The 22,929-nt window shown below is 31.2% G+C and carries 16 protein-coding genes; 9 read left to right on the top strand and 7 right to left on the bottom strand.

Annotated elements, in window-relative coordinates; all coding sequences use genetic code 11:
* Window positions 1–8: 8 nt before the first annotated feature.
* From sov to ASC36_RS02345, 4 genes are all read left to right on the top strand, one after another.
* Window positions 9–7,097, top strand: coding sequence for a T9SS outer membrane translocon Sov/SprA (gene sov / locus ASC36_RS02360; RefSeq protein WP_055424879.1), 7,089 nt, complete (start codon window positions 9–11; stop codon window positions 7,095–7,097).
* Between the two features lie 28 nt (window positions 7,098–7,125).
* Window positions 7,126–7,500: a glycine cleavage system protein GcvH gene (gene gcvH, locus ASC36_RS02355; protein ID WP_055424917.1), complete on the top strand. Its 375-nt coding sequence runs from the start codon at window positions 7,126–7,128 to the stop codon at window positions 7,498–7,500.
* Complete coding sequence (locus tag ASC36_RS02350; protein ID WP_055424878.1) at window positions 7,469–7,852, top strand: VanZ family protein; 384 nt, start codon at window positions 7,469–7,471, stop codon at window positions 7,850–7,852. The genes gcvH and ASC36_RS02350 overlap by 32 nt, the downstream gene beginning before the upstream one ends.
* A 402-nt stretch (window positions 7,853–8,254) precedes the next feature.
* Window positions 8,255–8,530, top strand: coding sequence for an RNA recognition motif domain-containing protein (locus ASC36_RS02345; protein ID WP_055424877.1), 276 nt, complete (start codon window positions 8,255–8,257; stop codon window positions 8,528–8,530).
* Window positions 8,531–8,617: 87 nt separating this feature from the next.
* Here the strand turns inward: ASC36_RS02345 and ASC36_RS02340 are convergent, their stop codons facing one another.
* The 7 genes from ASC36_RS02340 to ASC36_RS02310 all read right to left on the bottom strand — a co-directional run bounded on the left by ASC36_RS02340 (window position 8,618) and on the right by ASC36_RS02310 (window position 16,213).
* Window positions 8,618–10,885 (bottom strand): TonB-dependent receptor, encoded by a 2,268-nt coding sequence (locus ASC36_RS02340; protein WP_055424876.1) that lies wholly within the window; start codon window positions 10,883–10,885, stop codon window positions 8,618–8,620.
* 127 nt (window positions 10,886–11,012) lie between these two features.
* Window positions 11,013–11,420 carry an HYC_CC_PP family protein gene (locus tag ASC36_RS02335; protein WP_055424875.1) on the bottom strand — a complete coding sequence of 136 codons (408 nt, stop codon included), beginning with the start codon at window positions 11,418–11,420 and terminating at the stop codon, window positions 11,013–11,015.
* Between the two features lie 72 nt (window positions 11,421–11,492).
* Window positions 11,493–13,004: a bifunctional phosphoribosylaminoimidazolecarboxamide formyltransferase/IMP cyclohydrolase gene (purH, locus tag ASC36_RS02330; RefSeq protein WP_141656178.1), complete on the bottom strand. Its 1,512-nt coding sequence runs from the start codon at window positions 13,002–13,004 to the stop codon at window positions 11,493–11,495.
* A 13-nt stretch (window positions 13,005–13,017) separates the two neighbouring features.
* Window positions 13,018–14,064, bottom strand: coding sequence for an SRPBCC family protein (locus ASC36_RS02325; protein ID WP_055424873.1), 1,047 nt, complete (start codon window positions 14,062–14,064; stop codon window positions 13,018–13,020).
* 161 nt (window positions 14,065–14,225) lie between these two features.
* Window positions 14,226–14,630: a DUF1573 domain-containing protein gene (locus ASC36_RS02320; protein ID WP_055424872.1), complete on the bottom strand. Its 405-nt coding sequence runs from the start codon at window positions 14,628–14,630 to the stop codon at window positions 14,226–14,228.
* 31 nt (window positions 14,631–14,661) lie between these two features.
* Complete coding sequence (locus tag ASC36_RS02315; RefSeq protein ID WP_055424871.1) at window positions 14,662–15,024, bottom strand: DUF1573 domain-containing protein; 363 nt, start codon at window positions 15,022–15,024, stop codon at window positions 14,662–14,664.
* Between the two features lie 121 nt (window positions 15,025–15,145).
* Window positions 15,146–16,213 carry an NADH:flavin oxidoreductase/NADH oxidase gene (locus tag ASC36_RS02310; protein ID WP_055424870.1) on the bottom strand — a complete coding sequence of 356 codons (1,068 nt, stop codon included), beginning with the start codon at window positions 16,211–16,213 and terminating at the stop codon, window positions 15,146–15,148.
* 171 nt (window positions 16,214–16,384) lie between these two features.
* Here ASC36_RS02310 and ASC36_RS02305 point away from each other — a divergent pair, with 171 nt between their 5' ends.
* The 5 genes from ASC36_RS02305 (at window position 16,385) to pckA (ending at window position 22,894) form a co-directional block, all read left to right on the top strand.
* Entirely contained in the window at window positions 16,385–17,758 is a 1,374-nt protein-coding gene (locus ASC36_RS02305) for a TolC family protein (protein ID WP_055424869.1), read from the top strand.
* Window positions 17,759–17,767: 9 nt separating this feature from the next.
* A complete protein-coding gene (locus ASC36_RS02300) occupies window positions 17,768–18,760 on the top strand; it encodes an HlyD family secretion protein (protein WP_055424868.1) in 993 nt (330 codons plus the stop codon).
* 71 nt (window positions 18,761–18,831) lie between these two features.
* Window positions 18,832–19,926, top strand: a complete 1,095-nt coding sequence (locus ASC36_RS02295) for an ABC transporter permease (protein ID WP_245630721.1) — start codon at window positions 18,832–18,834, stop codon at window positions 19,924–19,926.
* The gene (locus ASC36_RS02290; protein WP_055424866.1) at window positions 19,919–21,106 is read left to right on the top strand and encodes an ABC transporter permease; all 1,188 of its coding nucleotides are present in this window, start codon (window positions 19,919–19,921) and stop codon (window positions 21,104–21,106) included. The genes ASC36_RS02295 and ASC36_RS02290 overlap by 8 nt, the downstream gene beginning before the upstream one ends.
* Before the next feature lie 195 nt (window positions 21,107–21,301).
* On the top strand, window positions 21,302–22,894 hold the full coding sequence (pckA, locus tag ASC36_RS02285; RefSeq protein ID WP_055424865.1) for a phosphoenolpyruvate carboxykinase (ATP): 1,593 nt from the start codon (window positions 21,302–21,304) through the stop codon (window positions 22,892–22,894).
* The last annotated feature ends 35 nt before the right edge of the window (window positions 22,895–22,929 follow it).

Below are 22,929 nucleotides of genomic sequence, written 5' to 3'. Positions count from 1 at the left end.
CGTTGAAAGTGTTAAGGTATATTCGTGACTATTGGCTATTTTTAGCCATATTTTATTTAAGTGGTAATATTTTAATTGCACAGGAAAATGATGATGAACAAGTTTTGAAGCTGGATAATCCCGTAAAATATGAAGCTTATTATGATTATAAAAGTGGAAATTACATATTATATCCTAAGCTGGGAGGAGTAGTTATCGGTACGCCGATAACAATGACAGCAGAGGATTATACTAATTATGTAATGCAACAAAAGTTTAATGAATATTACAAAGAGCGTTCACGTTTACAAGACGAAGTAGGAAGAGCCAATAAAGAAGGGAGAAAAGTTGAAAAAAAAGGCTTTATCCCGGGAATTACAGTTAAATCAAAACTATTCGAGCAAATATTTGGAGGTAATAAAATAGAGTTAAGGCCTTCAGGATTTGCTTCATTTGATTTAGGAATATTGCATCAAAAAATCGACAATCCACAAATTTTACCACAGAACAGAAAGAATTTTACCATTGATTTAAGACAAAGAATCCAAATGAGTCTTATCGGAAATGTAGGTAATAACGTACATTTAGGGGTAAATTATGATACTCAAGCAGGTTTTAACTTTGAAAATAAATTAAATTTAGCATGGATTCCAGGTTTAGGAAGCGGTGCAAATTTACCCAATGGCACAAGTGGAGGAGAAGATAACATAATTAAAAAAATTGAATTTGGTAATGTAAATATGCCATTGAGCACCAGTTTAATTACAGGAGCCGAATCACTTTTTGGAATTAAAGGAGAATTTCAATTTGGCAAAACTTTCTTAACAACCGTTTTTTCAGAACAACAATCCGAAGCCAGAAATATAACGGTTCAAGGCGGAGGAGTAGTCAATACATTCAAAATTAAAGCAATTGATTATGATGAAAATCAACATTATTTTTTAACCCATTATTTTAGAAACAATTACGACAAAGCACTGGAAAATTATCCGGTAATAGGTTCTACGATAACTATTACTAAGATAGAAGTATGGAGAATCGATTTGGGTAATTCAAACCTTCAAGAGCAACATCCGATTATTGCGTTGAGAGATTTAGGTGAGAATAATAATGGACAACTTCCGGATAATTCAAATTTAAATCTATATAATACAATTTCAAATCTTTCAGGAATCAGAGATGCTTCAACAGCATATAATGCAGTAAATGGAGTTTCCTTGCCGGTTGTACCCACTTTAAGTTCTTCCGCTACTATGAAGAATTACGAAAGCGGTAAAGAATTTGTAGTTCATAAAAGAGTAAAAAAACTTTCGGAAACGGAATACTCATATAATCCTCAATTAGGATATATTTCATTAAACCAAAAGCTGAATAATGACCAGCTCTTAGCTGTGGCATTTCAATATACGGACTCCAAAAATCCAGGTAAAATTTATAAAGTTGGAGAATTTTCCAATGAGGTAACCGGAGTATTGATCTTAAAATTACTAAAACCTAATCAGATAGTTTCTCCCGAATCTCCTATGTGGGATTTGATGATGAAAAATATTTATTCGATGGATGCTTCTCAAATTTCTTCTGAAGGTTTTATTGTTAATGTTATGTATCAAGACGCTTCTCAAGGCAAGATCAACTATTTACCAGATCCCAATGTAAAAAATTTACAATTGTTGCAATTATTAAACTGGGATAGATTAAATCAAAATAATGATGCAACAAACACAGGAAAAGGAGATGGTTTATTTGACTTTGTAGAAGGAATTACCATAAACTCTCAAAAAGGTAAATTAATATTTACCAAGGTGGAACCATTCGGGGAATATTTAAAAAATAAATCTGTAGATGAAAAATATATCTTTGATAAATTGTATAAAAATCTAAAAGGAGCTAATATAGTTACATCAGATCCTTTAGCAAATCGTTATTCTATTGAGGGTAGATTTAAAGGAAGTATAGGAAATGGCATATCATTAGGGGCATTTAATGTGCCTAAAGGCTCAGTTAAAGTTTCAGCCAACGGACAGATGTTAAATGAAGGTATAGATTATGTTGTGGATTACCAAATGGGAATGGTAACCATTATAAATGAAACCTATAAAAATTCAGGAGTTCCAATTAATATAAGTTTAGAGAACCAATTTGCATTCAATATGCAGAAAAAAAGGTTTATGGGATTAAACGTTGAACATAAATTCAATGATGAATTTATAGTTGGAGCGACTTTTCTTAATTATAAAGAAAGACCTTTAACACAAAAAGTACAATTTGGTTCAGAGCCGGTTAATAATTCAATGATTGGATTTAATATGATGTTGAATAAAGAATTTCCTTTCTTGACGAAGCTCACGAATTGGATCCCGGGAATAAAAACGGAAGCAGAATCCAATATAAGCCTTAAAGTCGAAGGGGCAGCATTACTTCCTGGAGAAAATAAAACAATTAATGATAATTCCTACATTGATGATTTTGAAACAACTGCATCAAAAATAAGCTTAAAAGAACCCGGGTATTGGGGAATAGCCAGTAAACCCGAAAAAGGTGGATTTGGAGCAACCTATATGAATGATATAAAAAATGGTGATGGAAGAGCACTAATGAGTTGGTATAATATTGATCCTAGATTTTTTGGAATAGGAGGAGGACAACCCGCGGGTATAGATAATAATGCATTATCTTTACATTTACAAAGAAGAGTTAAATACCAAGAAATATTTACAGAAAGAGATTATATAGCAGGTGAGCAGCTTTACATGAATACTTTTGATGTATCTTTTTATCCGAATGAAAGAGGTCCCTACAATTTTAATACACGTAAAGAAAATCCTGAGCAAGACAGATGGGGAGGACTAATGAGGCCTATATCAGTTACAAATTTTTCTGAAGCAAACATTGAATATGTTGAATTTTGGATGATGGATCCTTATGCTGACAGTAAATCACCGGGATCTAATCCTTTAGGAAATAAGCCGGAATTGATACTTCAGTTAGGTAATGTGTCTGAAGATGTGTTAAAAGATGGCTTTATGCAGTATGAAAATGGCATTAGTGATGATATAAGTCAAATGACAACAACAAACTTAGGAAAACAACCCAAAAATTATCCATTAGTTTATGCTTTTGACACAGAAGGTGAAGCCAGAAGAAAACAAGACGTTGGATATGACGGTTTAACAAGTTTTGAAGAAGCAGATTATTATAAAAATAAAGGATATGATATTGGTGATAATGCAAATTATGTAAATCCAATAACCGGTGAAGTTGACCCGTCCGCAGACGATTATGTATTTTATTTACATGGGGGGTGGGATTCTTCCAATGAAAAAAATTCAATCATAAGCAGGTACAAGTATTACAGAAATTTGGAAGGCAATTCACCATCTAATTCTATGGATGCATCTTCCGCATCTCCAGATACTGAAGATTTAAATAAAGATTTCAACTTAGACGAAACAGAAAATTATACGCAATACCGTCTATCTTTATTAGATTCAGATTTAAGAAGTAACCAAAACTCATTTGTTGTAGATAAAAAAGAAGTAGAAGTATCACTTCCTAACGGTAAAAAAGGTAATACAACTTGGTATTTAGTTCGAATTCCGGTTAGTGCATACGAATTTGGATCTGCTGAAATTTTGAATAATGTACGATACATTCGTATGTTGATGAAAGGATTTTCCAATACTGCAACTTTACGTTTTGCAACCTTTGATTTAGTCAGAAGTGATTGGAGAAAATATGAAAAAAATATTTCATCAGTTAGTGGTGAAAGCAAACAAGATTCAGAGGAAGGAAATGCAACTCTTTTACCTGTATCCAATGTTATTATCAGTGCAGTAAATTTAGAAGAAAATACAACTTCTCGTCCTCCGTATGTATTGCCTCCAGGAATAAGCAGAGAGATTTTAGGCAATACTACCGGCACACAAATGCAAAATGAATCATCCTTAAAATTAGAAATAAAAGAATTAAAAAATTCGGAACCCCGAGGTATTTATAAAAATATAGCATTAGACATGAGACGTTACAAAACTTTAAAAATGTTTGTACATGCTGAAAACATGCAAGATGTCTCAAGTAATAGTATAGATAAAGAAGCTAAGTTTTTTATCCGTATTGGTAGTGATTTGTCAGACAATTACTATGAATATGAATTTCCATTAAAATATACTCCCAATACCGCTATTTCTGCTACTGATATATGGCCTATTGAAAATACAATAGAGTTAAAATTAAAAGATTTGGTGGCTGCTAAAAATGAAAAAGACAAGAATAACTTATATAATAGCACTATTCGTTATCGAAGTCATGTCACGGGAAGTGATGATAAAATTATATATGTAAAAGGTAGACCCTCTATAGGTAACGTTAATTCAATTATGATGGGGGTACGAAATACTTCCAGTATAGATAAGCATGTTGTACTGTGGTTAGATGAACTTCGTTTGTCCGATATTGATAATGAAGGAGGATATGCCGCCAATGCAAGTATTAATTTTAATTTGGCAGATTTTGCTCAAATATCTGCTTCCGGAACCTATCAATCCGTTGGTTTTGGAGCAATCGATAGCAAACCTAGTGAAAGAAGCCAAGATGAAACCAAACAATATATGGTTAGTGCAGCCGTAAATGTAGATAGAGTTCTTCCAGAAAATTGGGGAATGAAAATACCGGTTAGCATTAGCATGTCAGAAACTTTTATAGATCCAAAATATAATCCGTTGGATAATGATGTAAAGTTGAAAAATGATCCAAGAAAAAATGAAATTAAAAAAGTAGTAAGAAGCTATTCTTCACAAAAAAATATTTCAATATCAAATTTAAGAAAAGATAGGACTACCAATAAACAACCTAGGTTTTACGATGTTGAAAATTTATCAGCCTCTTTTTCTTATTCAACTGATTATTTTAGAGATATTTATACTACTTATAGTATATATCAAAATTTACAAGCCTATATAGATTATAATTTCTCACCAAAAGGTATATATTATCAACCATTTAAAAAATTAGGGGTAGTACAAGATACAAGCAGGTTTGCAAAATATTTAAAATGGTTAAAAGAAGTTAATTTCAATCCGGTTCCTACACGTTTGTCTTTTAAAACAGACATAGCAAGAACTTATAATGAATTCCAATACAGAGATATCAATGCCTATCTCAATAATAATCCCAATAGTTACACTCCAATTTTTGCCAATAATTTTTTATTTGGTTGGCAATACAATATTGGATTCAATCTTACACGTTCACTCAAGTTGGATTTTTCATCTGGAACAAGGACGATATTGGATGATATAGGAAACGGATTGCCGGATGACGGAATGATATGGAATGGATTGTTTACCGCAGGAAGGCCTATCAATTTTAATCAAAGATTCCAGTTAAATTATAGAGTTCCTATTCATTTGCTTCCCTATTTGGATTTTACTTCAATGGAAGTAGGATATACAGGTCAATATGATTGGCAGGCTGGTTCTAATTTTCAGACTTCTTATGACCCAACTAACACCGATCCAAGAAAAAGAAGTTTAGGAAATACAGCACAAAATGCACAAACAATAACAGTTATAGGAAATGTTGATTTCAATAGATTTTACAATTATTTTTCAAACTATAAAAAATTTGAGGAAAAAAGAAGAAAAAGACAAAGAGAAATAGACTCCTTAAATAGAGCCTACGAAACAAACTTTGCATTAAAAAAGCCTAAATCATTTAAGAAATACATTATTAAAAATAAATATAGGACTACAGATTATTTATGGATGATAGCAGGTAGTTTCAAGAGAGGTCAAATACAGGTAAATGAAAACAAAGGAACTATCTTACCGGGATTCTTGCCTGAACCTAGTTTTTTCGGAGTAGGAAGATATGCCGGTTCAACAAGTGGTCCAACTTTTGGATTTTTATTTGGCTCACAATTTGATTTAAGAAATAAAGCGGTAACAGAAGGCTGGGTTTCCTTAAATGAATATATGACCAGTCCATATGTAAAAACAAATAACTCACAATTGTCCGCTACCTTACAATTAGAACCGATTAATCATTTACAGATTGATTTAAATATCATGCGTAATCATCAAAAGACATTATCTCATTCAGGATTTAATTCCATTGATCCTATAACAGGACAACTAGTAAATACATTTGTAAATCAATCAGCTATGTTCAGCTCATCCGTTGTATCTTTTGCTACCTCTTTTAAATCCGGAGAATATGTGTATAATAAAATGATAAGCAATTCTATGATTTTATCACAAAGAGTTGCTGCAATACAAGGACAACCTCTAGTTGATTCAAATAATGATGGTTATATAGATGGTTATGGATTAACAAACTCAGAAGTTTTATTACCATCGTTTGTGTCTGCGTTCACGGGTAGGAGTCCGAATAGTCAAAAGATAGGTTATAAACGCAATATGCCGGTTCCTAATTGGAAAATTACCTACGGAGGATTAAAAAATATTCCATTTATTAATTATTGGTTTAAAGAATTTAGAATTAACCATAGTTATATTTCAAATTATACTATTAATGGAGTGCAAACCAATCCTGATTATTATTTATTACAAAACGATACGAAAGCACCTGAACGGGATTTAAATGGTAACAGATACAATTATTATACATACGGTTCCGTTGTCATGTCTGAAGGTTTTAGTCCATTAGCAGGAGTTGATGTAACGATGAGAAATAATATTCAAATTAGAGTAGCATATAATAAAGATAGAATATATTCTTTAGGCTTAACTAATTACACTTTACAGGAGGATTATGGCAATGAGGTGGTATTTGGGTTAGGGTATATTGTGAAAGATGTTAAATTGAAGTTACGCTATAGAGGTGCTACTAAACCAATAACCGGTGATTTGAATATTCGAGGTGATGTTTCAATTAGAGATAACAAAACTACCATCAGACGTTTGGTAGAATTGGATTCACAGGTAACGGGAGGGCAAAATCTAGTTTCATTAAAATTTTCAACAGATTATAGCTTTACAAAGAATTTTAATCTTAAATTTTTCTATGAGCAAATGATTACTAAATATAAAGTTTCTACCGCTTATCCGCTTTCAACCATAAGAGCCGGCTTAAGTGCGACATTTACCTTTGGAAATTAATTATATTTGTAAAGAAAAAATTTTTAAAATGAATATTCCATCTGAATTACTTTATAGTTCTAAACATATATGGATAAAAATCGAAGGTGTAACGGCTCATATCGGTATTACTGATTACGCTCAAAAACAGCTAGGAGATATTATTTATGTAGATATAAATTGCATAGGTGGTAAACTGAAGATTGATGAAGTTTTTGGTACCTTAGAAGCCATAAAGACCGTGTCGGACCTTTTTATGCCTATTAATGGAAAAGTGCTTGAATTAAACCAGGAGCTGGAAAATTTACCTACATTAGTAAATACGGATCCTTATGGAAAGGGTTGGATTATAAAAATTGAATTACAAGATACTACAATAGACCATTTATTTAATGCTGAAAAATATAAAGAATTGGTTAATTAAACATTATAAAAAAATACGTATTATACTATTTTTATATTTTAGTTTGTTAACGTGGTTATTGCTACGTGCTCCTCAAGGAAATAAAAAGTTGTTAAAATATTTTCCTCTTTTTAATGATAAGTTAATTCATACTATTACATTTTTAGGATTAGCTTTTTTAGCAAAAATGTCTTTTCCGAAAAAAAACCAATTTCAAATAATATGTATAGGTACTTGTTATGGAATTTTGATTGAATTTTTACAAGAATATATGAAACTGGGAAGAACTTTTGAATTTTTTGATATGGTAGCAGATTGCGTTGGTTGTATTATTGGTTCTTACATTGCAAAAAAAATAACTATGAACTTATAAACATTTCGCCTGTTTTAAATTTGCTTCTCTTTTTTAAATTATAGCTTTAACAAAGAATAAACGTTCGATTATTACAATTTTTACTTTAAATTTTAAGAATTTTTCATTTTCTTATTTAGCTACTTTAAAATATTAAATGGGTAAAATATATTAATTTAGCTTAAAATATTAATAATAAAATACCTTATATAAATTAATATTAATGTAAAAGGTAGTAGGTAGGAAAGGTATTTTTATATTCTTATAAAAAATAAAAAATAAAATTAGATTTTATTGATAAAATTATGTAAATTAGCACGTTGAGATTGTTATTATACTTACTTCTACTTTTTACTTTGAATTGCTAGTTTTTGGTCTGATTTCTTCTCAATTAATTTTTTACCAATTTTTTAAAATTTTTATATGAACATTTTTATTTCAAACCTGAATTACAGGTTGACCAACGAAGATTTACATGACTTATTTTCAGAGTACGGAGAAGTTGAATCAGCAAAAATAATACAAGATCGTGAAACCGGAAGATCAAGAGGTTTTGGATTTGTTGAAATGGCAGACGCGGAAGCTAAAACGGCAATTCAGGAATTAAATCAAAAAGAATTTGATGGTAAAGTTATTAATGTCTCAGAAGCTAGACCAAGAGACGAAAAACCTAGAAATAGCTTTAGAAGAAGTTATTAAAAGGTTCATTTATTAATAAATACTGGAATAAAAAACGACTGAATTATATTCAGTCGTTTTTTATTTATAAGTAAATTCAATTGATCTTTATAATTTAAAATCAAATCCCAAATAAAACATAGAAGACACTATAGGAGCATAAATTATCGAGGTATCGAAATAGGAACCAAAAGGATTTTCAGAATTTATAATTGGATTTTTTTGTTTATAGTTGCTCAGATTTTCCACCCCTAAATAAGTCCTGAATTTATCTGTAAAATATCTGGATAATTGAGCATTCATTAGCGTATAATTAGGAGAAAACGATTTTCGTTGATACTCTATCGGGTTTTGAGAGGTATTAGGAAGTCTTTGTTTACCTATGTATTGCCATGTAAAATCCATCGCCCATTTACTTTTATTTTCAGTCTCTTGAGTAGTATACGATATAGAAAATAGACCTCTATTTTTAGAAGTAAATGGAACTTGTCGCCTACCTTCAGCATAATCTGCTTTAATATCATACCATTTATAAGCAAAATGTAATTCCAGGTTGGTAATAGGTATAATATCCCATACAGCCTGAAAAGTATTTGAAAATGATTTCCCATCTAAATTATAAAACCATAGAGCTTGGGAGGATCGATCAAGGTCTATAAGAATTTGTTTTTTAAAATCCGTTCGGTAATAATCGATCGTAAATGTATTTTTGACAGTTCCCATTTTAAAATTTTGAATTAAACTACCCCCATAATTCCATGCGATTTCAGGTTTTAAACCATAAATATCGCCATGGTTTGATTGAATATATACCTTACGTGAAGAGGCAAAATACTGCATATTTTCTGAAAAAATATTGGCTGTTCTCATACCTTTCCCGGCAGCTAAACGAAGGGTGGTTTTAGGCAAAAAAGAATATTTAATATTAATTCTCGGTAGTACTTGGTTCCCCGCCAAATTATGAAAATCTGTTCTTACTCCTGTTACTAAAGTTAAATTTTTAATTGCTGTATTCGTATATTCGGCAAATATACCCGGTACATTTTCAGTTCTTTTAAAATTAGTATTTTCAAAATCCTCATTGAATGCATCATGAAGATAACTTGCACCTAGCGTATATTTATGATTAGTGTTGCCCATGATACTTTCAAATAATAAATTGGTGAAAAATGAATTTTCATTACCGGTATAAATTCTTTGACCAAAATAGCTGTCAATATTGTGATGAATAAACTTAGTTTGTAAACCTATACTCTGATAAGGCTTACTAAGATATACAAATCCGGTTTTGTTCCATATTTCAAAATGTGTATTTTCAATACCTAGCCCATAATGATTTTTAGTCAGGCGGTCCGTTGATTCTCTAAATTTTTTTTCGCCCCCTGTTTGTTTATCATAAAGCGCTTGAATACCAATTTGAGAACCCCATCCATTGTTTTTAATTCCATCATAATGAATGATATCCATTATATTTATTTGCTTGGAAATAGGACTGTCAAGAAATCCATCATGATTCATATCTTCTTTAGCCAGTCTACCGCTTAGATGGGTTAAAATTGTATTGCTCCAATTATTGGAAATAGATGAAGCGTTAATTACATTTAATTCCAAACGAGCATTATGATTACCAAAAAAATTGATAGTGGTGAAATTCTTATCTTTATACTTCATTAATTCAGTATTAATTTGACCGGTAATTGCTTCGTAACCATTAGTAACCGTACTGCCTCCCTTGGTAAGTTGAATACTGCTTATCCAGGTGCCGGGTATAAAATTTATACCACTGGCACTAGACAATCCTCTTACTTCCGGCATATTGTCAACTGTGATGGAAGTATATTTTTGATCTAATCCTAACATTTTGATTTGTTTTGAACCTGTTACTGCATTGGTAGTTGATATGTCTACAGTGGGATTCGTTTCAAAACTTTCTGCCAAATTACAACAAGCGGCTTTCAACAATTCAGTTTTATTAATAGTATAAGTAAGAGAAGCGGAATTGGCTTTTATGCTCACCGCATTAGCCCTTTGTCGTATCACAACTTCATCCAATACTTTATCTGAGCGAGAAGGTTCCGCATCTAAAAAAACGTCTACGGGATGATCCACAGATTCTATTTTAATTTCTTGGGGAATAAAACCTTCTTTAACTGTTTCAATAGTAAAGAGACCTTCGTGATACATCAACTCAAAATTACCTAAGCTGTCCGTAACAGTTTTCATAATTGGATGTTCTTTCCAATTCACATTGGCGCCCCTAATCGGGATATTTTTTCCATTTTCTAAAGTAGTTAATATACGACCTTTTAATGTTTTATGCTGAGCTATTGAAAATAAGCCATAAAAGAGCAAAAACATACTTATATATTTTTTCATTTATTTTCATTTATTTGTAAAAATTGATTATTTATACTTGCACTATTGAGAATTGACTATACACAATAATGCTACTATTTCTATCATAAAGAAAATAGAATATAGATTAACAATGAAAAAATATACTTTATCCGTAGTAGGTATAACGGCAATACAATTTATATAATTGAGAAATAGGAGGGGGAGGGTTGCAATAAAGTTGCGCGACACCTTCTTTTTGACAAGATGCCCAATTAAATAGATTCCAATTCAAATTGGGAAGGATTCCTATAAAATTAAAAATGAAATGTTGAAAATTAGTCTCAAATGAGAAAAATGTATTTTCATTAGATTTTATTAGTATGTCCTTACAGCATAAATCTCTTTTAAAAGTAGGATTATCCTTCTTTTTCGAATGTTTTAATTCATTAGAAAATTTTTTAAAATTAATAGTATAGCCTATATTCTCTCCATGACACCAATTTTGGTATATAAAGATGTTTAGATTTGCAAATAAAACCAGGCAAATCAGAATTATAGACTGAATTAATTTCATAAGTTAAAGATAGAAAAAATTCATTTTGATTTAACAGTTGAATATATAGGTAATATATAAAGTTCTTTTATATCAATGTTTAAAATGTCGTATTCCTGTAAATATCATGGGAATATTGTATTCATTACAGGCGTCAATGCTTTCTTTATCACGTAGGGATCCTCCGGGCTGAATAATAGCTTGTATACCGTTCTTGGCAGCGGTATCTACTACATCTCGAAAAGGAAAGAAAGCATCCGAAGCCAGTACTAAATTATCTGTTCTTTTTTCTTTAGCGCGTTCAATAGCTTGTTGCGCTGCCCATATTCTATTGGTTTGTCCTGAACCAATACCCAGGGCTTGTAGTTCTGAAGCTACCACTATCGCATTAGATTTAGCATGTTTAACTATTTTTTGAGCAAAAATTAAATTTTCCAATTGTTTTTGATTCGGTGCTGTATTAGTTACTTGTTTGAAGTCATTAACAGTAGCATGATCAACATCCTGCACTAATAAACCACCATCAACCTTTACCAATTCAATTGAATCAGTTAAAGAATTGTTTACTTTAATAACGCGTAAACTTTTTTTGGTAGATAATATTTGTAATGCTTCGCCGGTAAATGAAGGTGCAATAACTATTTCTAAAAAAACAGTTACCAATAGTCGAGCGGTGTTTTCATCCACGGAGCGATTAAAAGCAATAATTCCTCCAAAAATAGAGATCGGATCGCATTGAAAAGTTTTTTGATATGCATCGGCGCTGTTTTTTCCTAATGCTACCCCGCATGGAGTAGAATGTTTTACCGCACAACAACAGGTCTCAGAAAATTCATTAACTACTTTATAAGCCATATCCATATCACGGAAATTGTTGAATGAAAGCTCTTTTCCTTGTAATTGTTCCAAGTCTTTCATTGCACCATTTTTAGTTTTATCAATATAAAAGGCGGCTTTTTGATGAGGATTTTCCCCATATCTTAGGTCTTCTACTTTTTCAAAAGAAGTGGTTAAGTAGTGAGGATAATCATCACGTAATAAATAATTGGCAATGGCTGCATCATAGCAAGAGGTAAGATTAAAAACTTTACCGGCCAACCATTTTCGTGTATTTTGGGAAGTGTCTCCTTCTTTTTTTATTTCTTTAATTACTAGTGCGTAATCTTCAATTTGAGAAACAACAGTTACCGAATGAAAATTTTTGGCTGCCGAACGTAGCATAGCAGGTCCTCCAATATCTATAAATTCTATCATTTCCGATTCGGGTAATCCTTCATTTAGTTTATCAAAAAATGGATATAGATTAACTACAACCATATCTATGGTATCTATCTTAAGATTATGAATAGATTGTATATGATCTTCTTTTGTTCTGGAAGCCAGTATTCCTCCATGTATGGTAGGATGTAAAGTTTTAACTCTTCCATCTAATATTTCAGGAAAATGGGTGTAATCACTTATTTCTGTAACTTGTATATTATTGGATTTTAAATATTTATATGTCCCTCCGGTTGAAATGATTTCATAACCTTGAGATTTTAAAAAAATAGACAAATCAATTATATTAGTTTTGTCTGAAACACTTATCAAAGCTTTTTTCATCAGTATAATTTTAGATTTATTCGGCAATTAAATAAAAAGCTTTTCCTTTAATATCATCATCAATAGATAAAGGATAATCCTTATATTCTTCCCAGTAAATATTTTTAAGCTTAATACCATTTTCTTTAGCATATTTATCTAATATGTAGCGGGCATTAAAAAGATTATGAACTTTTTCATTTATAGGAGTTGTAATTGCTTTTCCGGCTGGAAGTGAAAGTATGCTCATAGTGTTATTGGCAGGAATTATATTTGAATCTAAATCTACCGGATAACCGGAATAAAAAACAGCAGTTTTAGCTACGGTATCATATGTACTGTAATATATGATAGGATTTTTAATATCTATGTGAGAAAATTTTAAACTGTCCGTTAAGTAATTAGATATTTCATGTAAGGATTTATACATAGCTTTATACACTTCGAAAGAATTGGTGGAAGTTTCATTTTTAATTGCTAACAATTGTATGCCTTTAAAATCCAAATACTCGGTATCACCTTCATTGAGTTGTTTATTAGATCGTCCGTTTTGGAGTAAAACTGTAAGTTTTTCAAAGCTTTTATTTAGGCTTTCTTCAAGTTTATGAGAATATAAATAAGCAAAAATACGTGTAAAATAAGTAAAATTATCCGTTTTGAGATGGAATGAAACACGGGTTACTCCTTCATTCGATTTAAAATTTATATCCTCAATACAAACTACTCCAGTTTCAACAAAAATTATTTGAGATTTTATATAATTGTTTACTTTACTTGTTAATATTTTATATTCTCCTTTACCAATAGTATGATCTTTCGAATTATTCCAAGTTAAACTGCTACCGGCTCCTTTATAGGGAGAGAAATAATTTATTCTGGTGTTCACAGAATCTTCATTAATTAATAGCCCCCAAGATGCGTAATTTTCAAGATCATTAAATTCTGCAAATACTTCACTAATTGGATTGTTAAACTCTTTGGTAGTTATAATTTCTATTTTTTTTGGAAGAAATGATGGCATTATGCAACCGGCAACAATTATTAAAAAAACTAAAAACAGAAAAATATTAACAATCTTTTTCATGTAAATAAATAAGAAGTTATAATATGTAAAAAAATGAATTTAGTGTGAAAACACAAAGCTACAAAAAACAAAATGTACAGAAATGTAAAAAGACTTTTAATTTTATAAAGAAAGGACACTGATGTATGCAATGTCCTTACTATTAGTATAATAAATTGGTATTATTTTTTAATATTAGGTAAAGTTTCAGAAGCTATTACAGTGCCTTCTATTTTAACGGGTAAATTGGGTTTTTTCTCATCATTAGAAGAAATAGTAATGGTTCTACTGAATTTACCAACGTTAGAAGTATTGTAAGTTACTGTAATTTCTCCTTTCTTTCCTGGAGCAATCGGTTCTGTAGGCCATTGAGGTACTGTGCATCCACAAGATGTGTTTATATTGGAAATTATTAATGGTTTATCTCCTATATTTTGAATTTTTACAATCCTTTTACCGTCAGATCCTTTGTTTATTTTACCGTAATCCACTGTATTATTATCATAATTGATAATTTTTATTTCTTGAGCATTACTGAAAATATATGTTCCGAGTAGGAATGCTGAACTTAAAATAAATTTTTTCATGTTTGATATTATTTAACTGTAATTTTTTATATCATTGAACTTGTCCTTTAATTTTTAAAAGTTTTCTTGAAACCTTAGGATCATTACTATATACTTCAATTGATTTTGAAAACTTTCCGAGTTTTTTTGTGTTATACTTAACATTTATCTCACCTGATTTTCCCGGTAAAATGGGAGTTTTGGTCCATGAGGGAACAGAACATTCACATGAAGATTTAACATTAGAAATAATTAAAGGTTTATCACCTGTATTAGTAAACTTAAAAATTTGATTGCCATCTGAATCTTTTTTTATTGTTCCATAATCGATTTGATCTTGATCAAATGATATAGATTGAGCGGAAATAAAATACCCTAAAAAAAATAGGATAATTAACATAGCAGTTTTATTCATAAATGTACAGATATTAATTTAAATTTTACTTTAGCTTAATTGGTCTTTCAAAAATAATACCATCTGCTAACATAATTGGAAATAAAATTGCATTTTTACAAAAAAATAAAGTTTATACAACCTATCGCAATTTAGCTTTTTCATATTGTGGAGGCCATTCCAAATCTCTTTTTAAAATATTGGCCGCTTCAAAAACAAAATATGGGTTACGTAATAATTCTCTACCAATAAATATTAAATCAGCTTCTTTATTTTCAAGAATTTCTTCTGCTTGGATGGCATTGGTAATCAATCCTACAGTACCGGTTATTATGCCGGAATTATTTTTAATTTTATTAGCAAACGGTACTTGATAATTTGGCTTATTGGGTATTTTTGCTTGAGCAGTTAAGCCACCGGATGAAACATCTAAAACTTCAACACCCAAATTTTTTATAATTTCAGCTAATTCTATAGATTCATCCACCGTCCAGCCACCTTCTTCCCAATCAGTAGCAGATATTCTTACCCATAATGAAACCTTTTTTGGAATTATTTGTTTTATTGATTCTATAATTCTAATTAGCAACCGAATTCTGTTTGGAAAGTTGCCACCATAATCATCTTTTCTTAAATTACTTAGTGGAGATAAAAATTCATGAATTAGAAATCCGTGCGCAGCATGAATTTCAATGATATCATAACCCGCTTTAACAGCTCTTTCAGCTCCTTCTCTAAAATCATTGATAATAATGTTTATTTCATCAACTGAGAGTTCTTTGGGCTTTTGAGAATGTATATCAAAAGGAATGGAAGAAGGTGCTACAATAGCCCATTTACTGTATCCGTCTTCAAGTTTTTCATTTGGGAGCCAAGGAACAGGAGTACTTGCCTTCCTACCAGCATGAGCTAATTGGATCCCCGCCAAACATTTATTGTCATGAATGGATTGGACTATTTTACTTAATTTAAGTATATGTTCATCTTTCCAGATACCTAAATCCTTATACGTTATTCTACCTTGAGGTGAAACAGCAGTAGCTTCTTGTATAATTGCGGAAACTCCTCCAACAGCGCGAGATCCATAATGTACTAAATGCCAATCATTGGCAAACCCATCCCTCCCGAAATATTGACACATAGGAGACATTACAATTCTGTTTTTGAGAATGTTATTTTCTAGATTTAAAGGTTGGAATAATTTTGACATAATATAACATATTTAGGTTTTTATTGTTTTTCTAGATAACTAACAATAACTATGATGCTCTTATTAAAATGTATATCAATCAAAGTTAATAATTTTAAAATGGATACTTCAATAAAAAATAAATTATATTAAAAAATATTTTATTTTTGTAAATATAATATATACAAAAGTATGATAGGATATATCAGAAATTCCTTGACATTAGTGTTAACGTTTAGCATATCTTTAAGACTCTGTTCTCAATCATTATCATTTTCTGAATCTCAGATTATTATGTATAAAGAAAATAATCTGATCAAAGCAGTCGAAAAGCAAGAAGAAGCCTATCAGTTCGATTTAAAATCTTATAAAGGGTTGCGCTTTCCTCAAGTAGATCTATTCGGTGCCGGTATATATCGAGATAAAAAAATTGGTGCTAATTTAAATGGCGCAAGATCAGAAATTGCTAATATTTTAGACCTAGCAGATCCAGAAGAACTTGGAAATTGGGATGTAAATTTTCTTAAAAGAGATATAGCATTGGGAGGGATTAAATTTACTTGGCCACTATTCACAGGAGGAAAAATAAATGCAGCGATTGAAGCATCTAAAATTAAGGCAGAAATAGGAAATAAGGAATTAATAAGCACTAAAAATAAACTTATTTCAGAATTAGCTGAAAGATATTTTCAGGTCAAGCTCGCTGAAGAAGCGGTTAATGTCAGAAAACAAGTTTTGGAAGGTATGAATCAGCATTTGTATGATGCGACTAAAATGGAGCAACAAGGGGTAATAGCCCCTGTTGAAAAACTTCAAGCAGTTGTTGCAGTTTCAGAAGCTAATCGTCAGTTACTTGCTGCTCAAAAAGATGCCCAATTAGCTAGATTAGCTTTGGCAAATACATTAGGTGTAGACCAAGTTATAGAAGAATTATCCACCCCATTTTTTATTGTTCCTTATTTACAACCTTTACACTATTATCAGGACTTCGCAATTGATAATTATCCGGAATTACAAAAGCTCCAACTTCAAGTCGAATTATCAGAACAGTCAATAAAATCTAAGCAATCAACATATTATCCAACCATATCTGCTTTAGGAAATTCAATTTTAATTCACAATAATCCGATAGGAGGGACTGAAAGAAATAGAAAACCGTGGTCTTTAGGAGTAGGGTTAACCTATAATATTTTTAGCGGAATGCAACACAAAAATGAAATTAAATCAGCAAAAGCTCTTAAAGAAAGTATTGTGTATCATCAAGATAAATCCAAAAAGGATATACGGACCATGATTGAAAAAATATTTCAGGATTTACAAAAACAAGAAGAACAAATACAAAACTTAGATGTTCAGATTGTTCAAGCAGAAGAATTAGTAAGAGTAAGAAAAAGAGGATTTTCAGAAGGGGTTCAAACCTCTACGGATGTGGTCGATGCAGAAATGAATTTGTCAGGAATAAAGCTGCAAAAATTACAAGCCAGTTATAATTATGTAGTCGATTTAGCATCTTTATTAGAATATAGCGGATTGAGTCAAGATTTTATAAAATATACTAATCAATAATCATTTTATATGAAAAGTAAACTTATAAGTTCAATCATAAGTATTATTATAATTGTAGCAATAATAGGACTTTCAATTTGGTTTATGAATAAACCGATCCAAGCGACTATACAAGGTCAGGTTGATGCTACACAAATCAACGTTTCTCCTAAAATTGCAGGAAGGCTTGAACAAGTTTTAATAAAAGAAGGAGATATGGTAAAAGAAGGAGATTTATTGGCCGTATTAAGTACACCGGAGTTGGATGCTAAATTAGTGCAAGCTGAATCAGCTAAGGCTGCTGCAGAAGCACAAGATAAAAAAGCGAGAAAAGGGACAAGATCGGAACAAATACAAGGTGCCTACAATCAGTGGCAACAAGCAAAAGCTTCAGCAGAATTAGCAGATAAAACTTACGAAAGAATGCAGAATTTATATAATGATAAAGTCATATCTGCACAAAAAAGAGATGAAGCATATACGCAAAGTAAGGCTTCCAGAGAGTTGGAAAAAGCAGCCTATGCAAATTATAAAATGGCGATGAATGGATCGAGGAGTGAAGATAAAGAAGCGGCATCTGCCCAAGTTAATCAAGCTCAAGGAGCAATACAAGAGGTATTAGCTTATAAAAAAGAAGCTAAAGTACTTTCTCCTTCAACGGCAGAAGTTTTAAAAATAATTCCCAATAAAGGAGAGGTAGTAAGTGCCGGATATCCTATTGTGAACTTAGTTGATTTAAATGATGTTTGGGTAGTATTTAATATTAAAGAGAATTTAATGTCAAGTTTTAGTAAAGGAGCTACTTTTTGGGCACAAGTTCCCGCTTTAAATAATAAAAAAATAAAATTACAAGTTAGATATATTGCAGCTCAGGGAGACTTTGCTACATGGAGTGCCACCAAAACTCAAGGAGATTTTGATATGAAAACTTTTGAAATTAAAGCATATCCAATAGAAAAAGTAGATGGTTTGAGACCCGGTATGAGTGTCATAGTTGAAGATAATTCTTTGAAGAAACACTAATGCAAAAAGGCTTTTTCTCCATATTTATAAGTGAGATGCAAAGACTATTGACTAGTCCAAGGTTAATATTTTTGGCAGTAATTTTACCTTGTGGATTGTTTCTATATTATGCAAGTCTTTTGCAAGATGGAGTTCCCCGAAAATTTCCGGTTGTTTTGTTAGATCAAGATAAATCCAATACATCGAGAAAATTAGGAAGAATGTTAAACGCAACTTCTTCATTGGATATTGTAGCTGAAGTTGAAAACGAAAAAGATGGGGAGAAAATGATTCGGACGGATAAAGCATTTGCCCTACTTATTATTCCGAGAAATTTTGAAGATGATATATATAGAAATATAGATACTCAAGTAGTATGTTATTATAATAATAACTATCTCTTAGCCGGAGGGCTTATCAATAAAGCTTTTCAATCTACAGTAGGCTCTTTTGCTGCTCAAGCTCATATAAACGGTTTAACTCAAAAAGGATTGACTCAAAAACAAGCAATAGCAGCTGCTTCTCCAATAATTACGAAACAGCATATACTATTTAACCCCTATACAAACTATTCCTATTATCTTACTATAGCTTTAATGCCTATGAGCTTGCAGATTATTATGATGGTGGTATCTATTTATGTTTTAGGATCAGTTTTAAAAGACAGAAAAGGCAGAGAACTTTTTGTAAGAAGCAAAGGTAATGTATGGGTATCGTTTTGGGCTAAAATCTTACCGTATACGATTCTATTTTCAATAATTGGCTTTTTTATGAACAGTCTATTATATTATAAATTAGGAGTGCCACTGAGAGGTAATTTCATTATAGTAAATATTTATTTTATAGTATTTGTAATAGTTTGTCAATTATTTGGGCTATTTTACGTCAGCTTTAATAAAGATTTGCGTTCGGCACTTACGTTAGGCGGATCTTATTCAGCTATAGCATTTTCATTCACAGGATATACTTTTCCTAAAGAAGGCTTACCAAATATTATACAATATTTGAGTTATACGTTTCCATTTACTTCTTATTTGCGATTTATTATTGATTATGCCATAAGAGGTATTGCCATTGGAAGCCTTAACTTCGGTTATATAATAGCCTTTATGGTATTTTGTTTATTAGGAATTCTTTCAATGCCGAAGTACAATCGATTATTAAAACAAGGGGGATATTATGTTTAAATATTTATCAGAATATATATCAATAATTGGCAAAACATTTATAAATGAGATTCGTCTTATTTTTTCAGATGCTGCTGTAAAATCATCTTACCTTATTAGCCCTATAATAGTCGGCTTTCTATATTCATACATATATTCACATGAAATTATTACTAAAATACCTATCGCTGTTGTGGATCAGGACCATTCACAGATGACACATAGTATTACACGAATGTTAAATTCATCTCAACAGGTCACCATTGATTACTCTGCTACGAGTTTGTTAGAAGCTGAAAACCTTTTTAACTTAGGTAAAATTAAAGGTATTATTCTCTTACCGAATGATTTTACCAGAAAATTACAAAGAGGAGAAGTTCCTGTCATCTCGGTATACTGTGATGCCTCATATATGCTCTATTATAAACAGTTTTTGACTTCTGTTACGGCTTCTATTGGAACCTATAGTGCGCAAATAGAAGTTAACAAACTAATGGCAGGTGGAACTCCTCAAAAACAAGCAGTTTCTTCAAGAAGACCAATCGATACAGTTTCGGTTCCACTATTTAATATTGTTTCAGGATATGCAACATTTGTAATGCCGGCTGTATTTTTGATTGCCATACAAACATTACAAATTTCAGCTATGGGAGTTTTGGGCGGGACACAAAGAGAAAGAAAATCATTTACTAAACTATATCCTTTTATAAAAAAGCCATTAGGATCAATTCCTGTTTTATTGGGCAGATCAGGAGTTTATTTATTAATATCTATGATATTGATGTTAATTCAGGTAGGATTAGTAATGGGGATTTTTAAATTTCCACAACGGGGTAATCCATTTGAAATATTTGTTTTTTTAATTCCGTTTATTTTTTCAGTGACTTTTTTAGGTATATTCTTAATGAATTTCTTTAAAAAAAGAGAAGATGCTATAATGATAGTAACTATCTTTTCCATACCTTCATTATTTTTGTGCGGAGTATCTTGGCCCACATTAGCATTTCCACAATGGATAAAAGTGATTTCCTATTTATTTCCATCTACTTTAGCAGTAAAAGGTTTCTTAGAGATAACACAATCAGGAGCTTCACTTATAGAAATAAAAGAACTTTGGTTGCAAATGTGGATCATGTGTTTTATTTATTTCGTAATTGCCGCGTTAACATTAAAAAGATTAAGTTATGTTAATGTTAGATAAAATACGGGTAATTTAGAATATAATACTCAGTATAAGTATTAAACTATTGCTTTATATTTTCATTTGATTTCCATACATTTTATTTTTTTAAATAATCAGATATTTTTGACTTGTGAGTTATATCATATAAATATGTAGATTTATATTATTAGATTTGTATATACAAAAAATAAGAAAATTAATTTATTTTAAATTATGGAAAATTTAATAAAATCTCTAGAGAAACATGGAATCTCAGGTATTAAAGAAATTGTTCACAATCCAACGTATGAACAACTTTATCAAGCGGAAATGGATCCTAAAAATGAGGGATATGAGAAAGGGGAATTGACTACTTCAGGAGCTGTGGCCGTTAAAACAGGAGTTTTCACCGGACGTTCACCTAAGGACAGATATATTGTAAAAGATTCAGTAACCGAAAATACTATATGGTGGGATGGGAAAATTAATGTTCCGACAACTCCACAAACTTTCGATAATCTTAAAGGTTTAGTAGCCAAACAACTTTCCAATAAAAAATTGTATGTGGTTGATACATTTTGTGGAACCAATAAAGATACAAGAATGAAAGTTAGATTCGTAATGGAAGTAGCATGGCAGGCACATTTCGTAACCAATATGTTTATACGTCCATCTCAATACGAGCTAGAACACTATGGAGAGCCGGATTTCTTTATTATGAACGGTTCTAAGGTAACCAATCCTAATTGGAAGGAGCAAGGGCTGAATTCAGAAAACTTTGTAATGTTTAACCTTACTCAAAAAGTACAAATTATTGGAGGAACTTGGTACGGAGGAGAAATGAAAAAAGGAATGTTCTCTATGATGAATTACTATTTACCATTAAAAGGAATGGCTTCTATGCACTGTTCGGCTAATGTTGGAGAAGCTGGTGATGTAGCCATTTACTTCGGATTATCAGGTACAGGAAAAACTACTTTATCAGCAGATCCAAAACGTTATCTTATCGGTGATGACGAGCACGGGTGGGATGATAACGGAGTATTTAATTATGAAGGAGGTTGCTATGCAAAAGTAATTGATCTTTCCGAAGAAAAAGAACCGGACATTTGGAGAGCAATCAGACGCGATGCATTATTAGAAAATGTAGTTGTAAAATCTGATGGAGAAGTTGATTTCAAAGATAAGTCTATTACAGAAAATACCCGTGTATCTTATCCTATTTACTATATCAATAAGATTGTTCTTCCTTCTAAAGCCGGACATGCTAAAAAAATTATTTATTTATCAGCAGATGCATTTGGAGTATTACCTCCGGTTTCCATATTAGATGAAGAACAAGCACAATATCATTTTTTATGCGGGTACACATCTAAATTAGCAGGAACAGAAAGAGGTATTACAGAACCTCTACCATCATTCTCACCTGCATTTGGTGAAGCATTTCTCTCATTACATCCAACCATGTATTCAAAAACATTAGTATCTAAAATGAAAAAGCATGGAGCTAAAGCTTATTTAGTGAATACCGGATGGAACGGTACTGGAAAACGTATATCTTTAAAAGATACCCGTGCTATAGTGGATGCTATCATCGATGGATCTATCGAAAAAGCAGACACTAATAAAATACCCTATTTAAATTTAACTTTCCCGACTAAATTACCAAACGTATCCGATATATTAGACCCAAGATCTACTTATTCTAATGTATCTGAGTGGGAAACAAAAGCTAAAGACCTTGCTGCTAAATATATTGAGAACTTCAAGCAATATACTGATACAGAAGAGGGTAAAAAATTAGTAGCAGCAGGACCTAAAATATAATCAACAAACTTAATTACATTCTAAAATTCTCTGAT

The organism is Apibacter mensalis, assembly GCF_001418685.1.
In the GTDB taxonomy this organism is placed as follows: Bacteria; Bacteroidota; Bacteroidia; order Flavobacteriales; family Weeksellaceae; genus Apibacter; species Apibacter mensalis.
Note: the sequence above shows the minus strand (reverse complement) of the source record. Positions and strands in the feature narration are given on the sequence as shown.

What these genes read in the sequence shown, in the direction of transcription:
- gcvH (WP_055424917.1), top strand. Translation starts at nt 7,126, where the DNA reads ATGAATATTCCATCTGAATTACTTTATAGTTCTAAACATATATGGATA.
- ASC36_RS02350 (WP_055424878.1), top strand. Translation starts at nt 7,469, where the DNA reads ATGCTGAAAAATATAAAGAATTGGTTAATTAAACATTATAAAAAAATA.
- ASC36_RS02345 (WP_055424877.1), top strand. Translation starts at nt 8,255, where the DNA reads ATGAACATTTTTATTTCAAACCTGAATTACAGGTTGACCAACGAAGAT.
- ASC36_RS02340 (WP_055424876.1), bottom strand. Translation starts at nt 10,885, where the DNA reads ATGAAAAAATATATAAGTATGTTTTTGCTCTTTTATGGCTTATTTTCA.
- ASC36_RS02335 (WP_055424875.1), bottom strand. Translation starts at nt 11,420, where the DNA reads ATGAAATTAATTCAGTCTATAATTCTGATTTGCCTGGTTTTATTTGCA.
- ASC36_RS02325 (WP_055424873.1), bottom strand. Translation starts at nt 14,064, where the DNA reads ATGAAAAAGATTGTTAATATTTTTCTGTTTTTAGTTTTTTTAATAATT.
- ASC36_RS02320 (WP_055424872.1), bottom strand. Translation starts at nt 14,630, where the DNA reads ATGAAAAAATTTATTTTAAGTTCAGCATTCCTACTCGGAACATATATT.
- ASC36_RS02315 (WP_055424871.1), bottom strand. Translation starts at nt 15,024, where the DNA reads ATGAATAAAACTGCTATGTTAATTATCCTATTTTTTTTAGGGTATTTT.
- ASC36_RS02310 (WP_055424870.1), bottom strand. Translation starts at nt 16,213, where the DNA reads ATGTCAAAATTATTCCAACCTTTAAATCTAGAAAATAACATTCTCAAA.
- ASC36_RS02305 (WP_055424869.1), top strand. Translation starts at nt 16,385, where the DNA reads ATGATAGGATATATCAGAAATTCCTTGACATTAGTGTTAACGTTTAGC.
- ASC36_RS02300 (WP_055424868.1), top strand. Translation starts at nt 17,768, where the DNA reads ATGAAAAGTAAACTTATAAGTTCAATCATAAGTATTATTATAATTGTA.
- ASC36_RS02290 (WP_055424866.1), top strand. Translation starts at nt 19,919, where the DNA reads ATGTTTAAATATTTATCAGAATATATATCAATAATTGGCAAAACATTT.
- pckA (WP_055424865.1), top strand. Translation starts at nt 21,302, where the DNA reads ATGGAAAATTTAATAAAATCTCTAGAGAAACATGGAATCTCAGGTATT.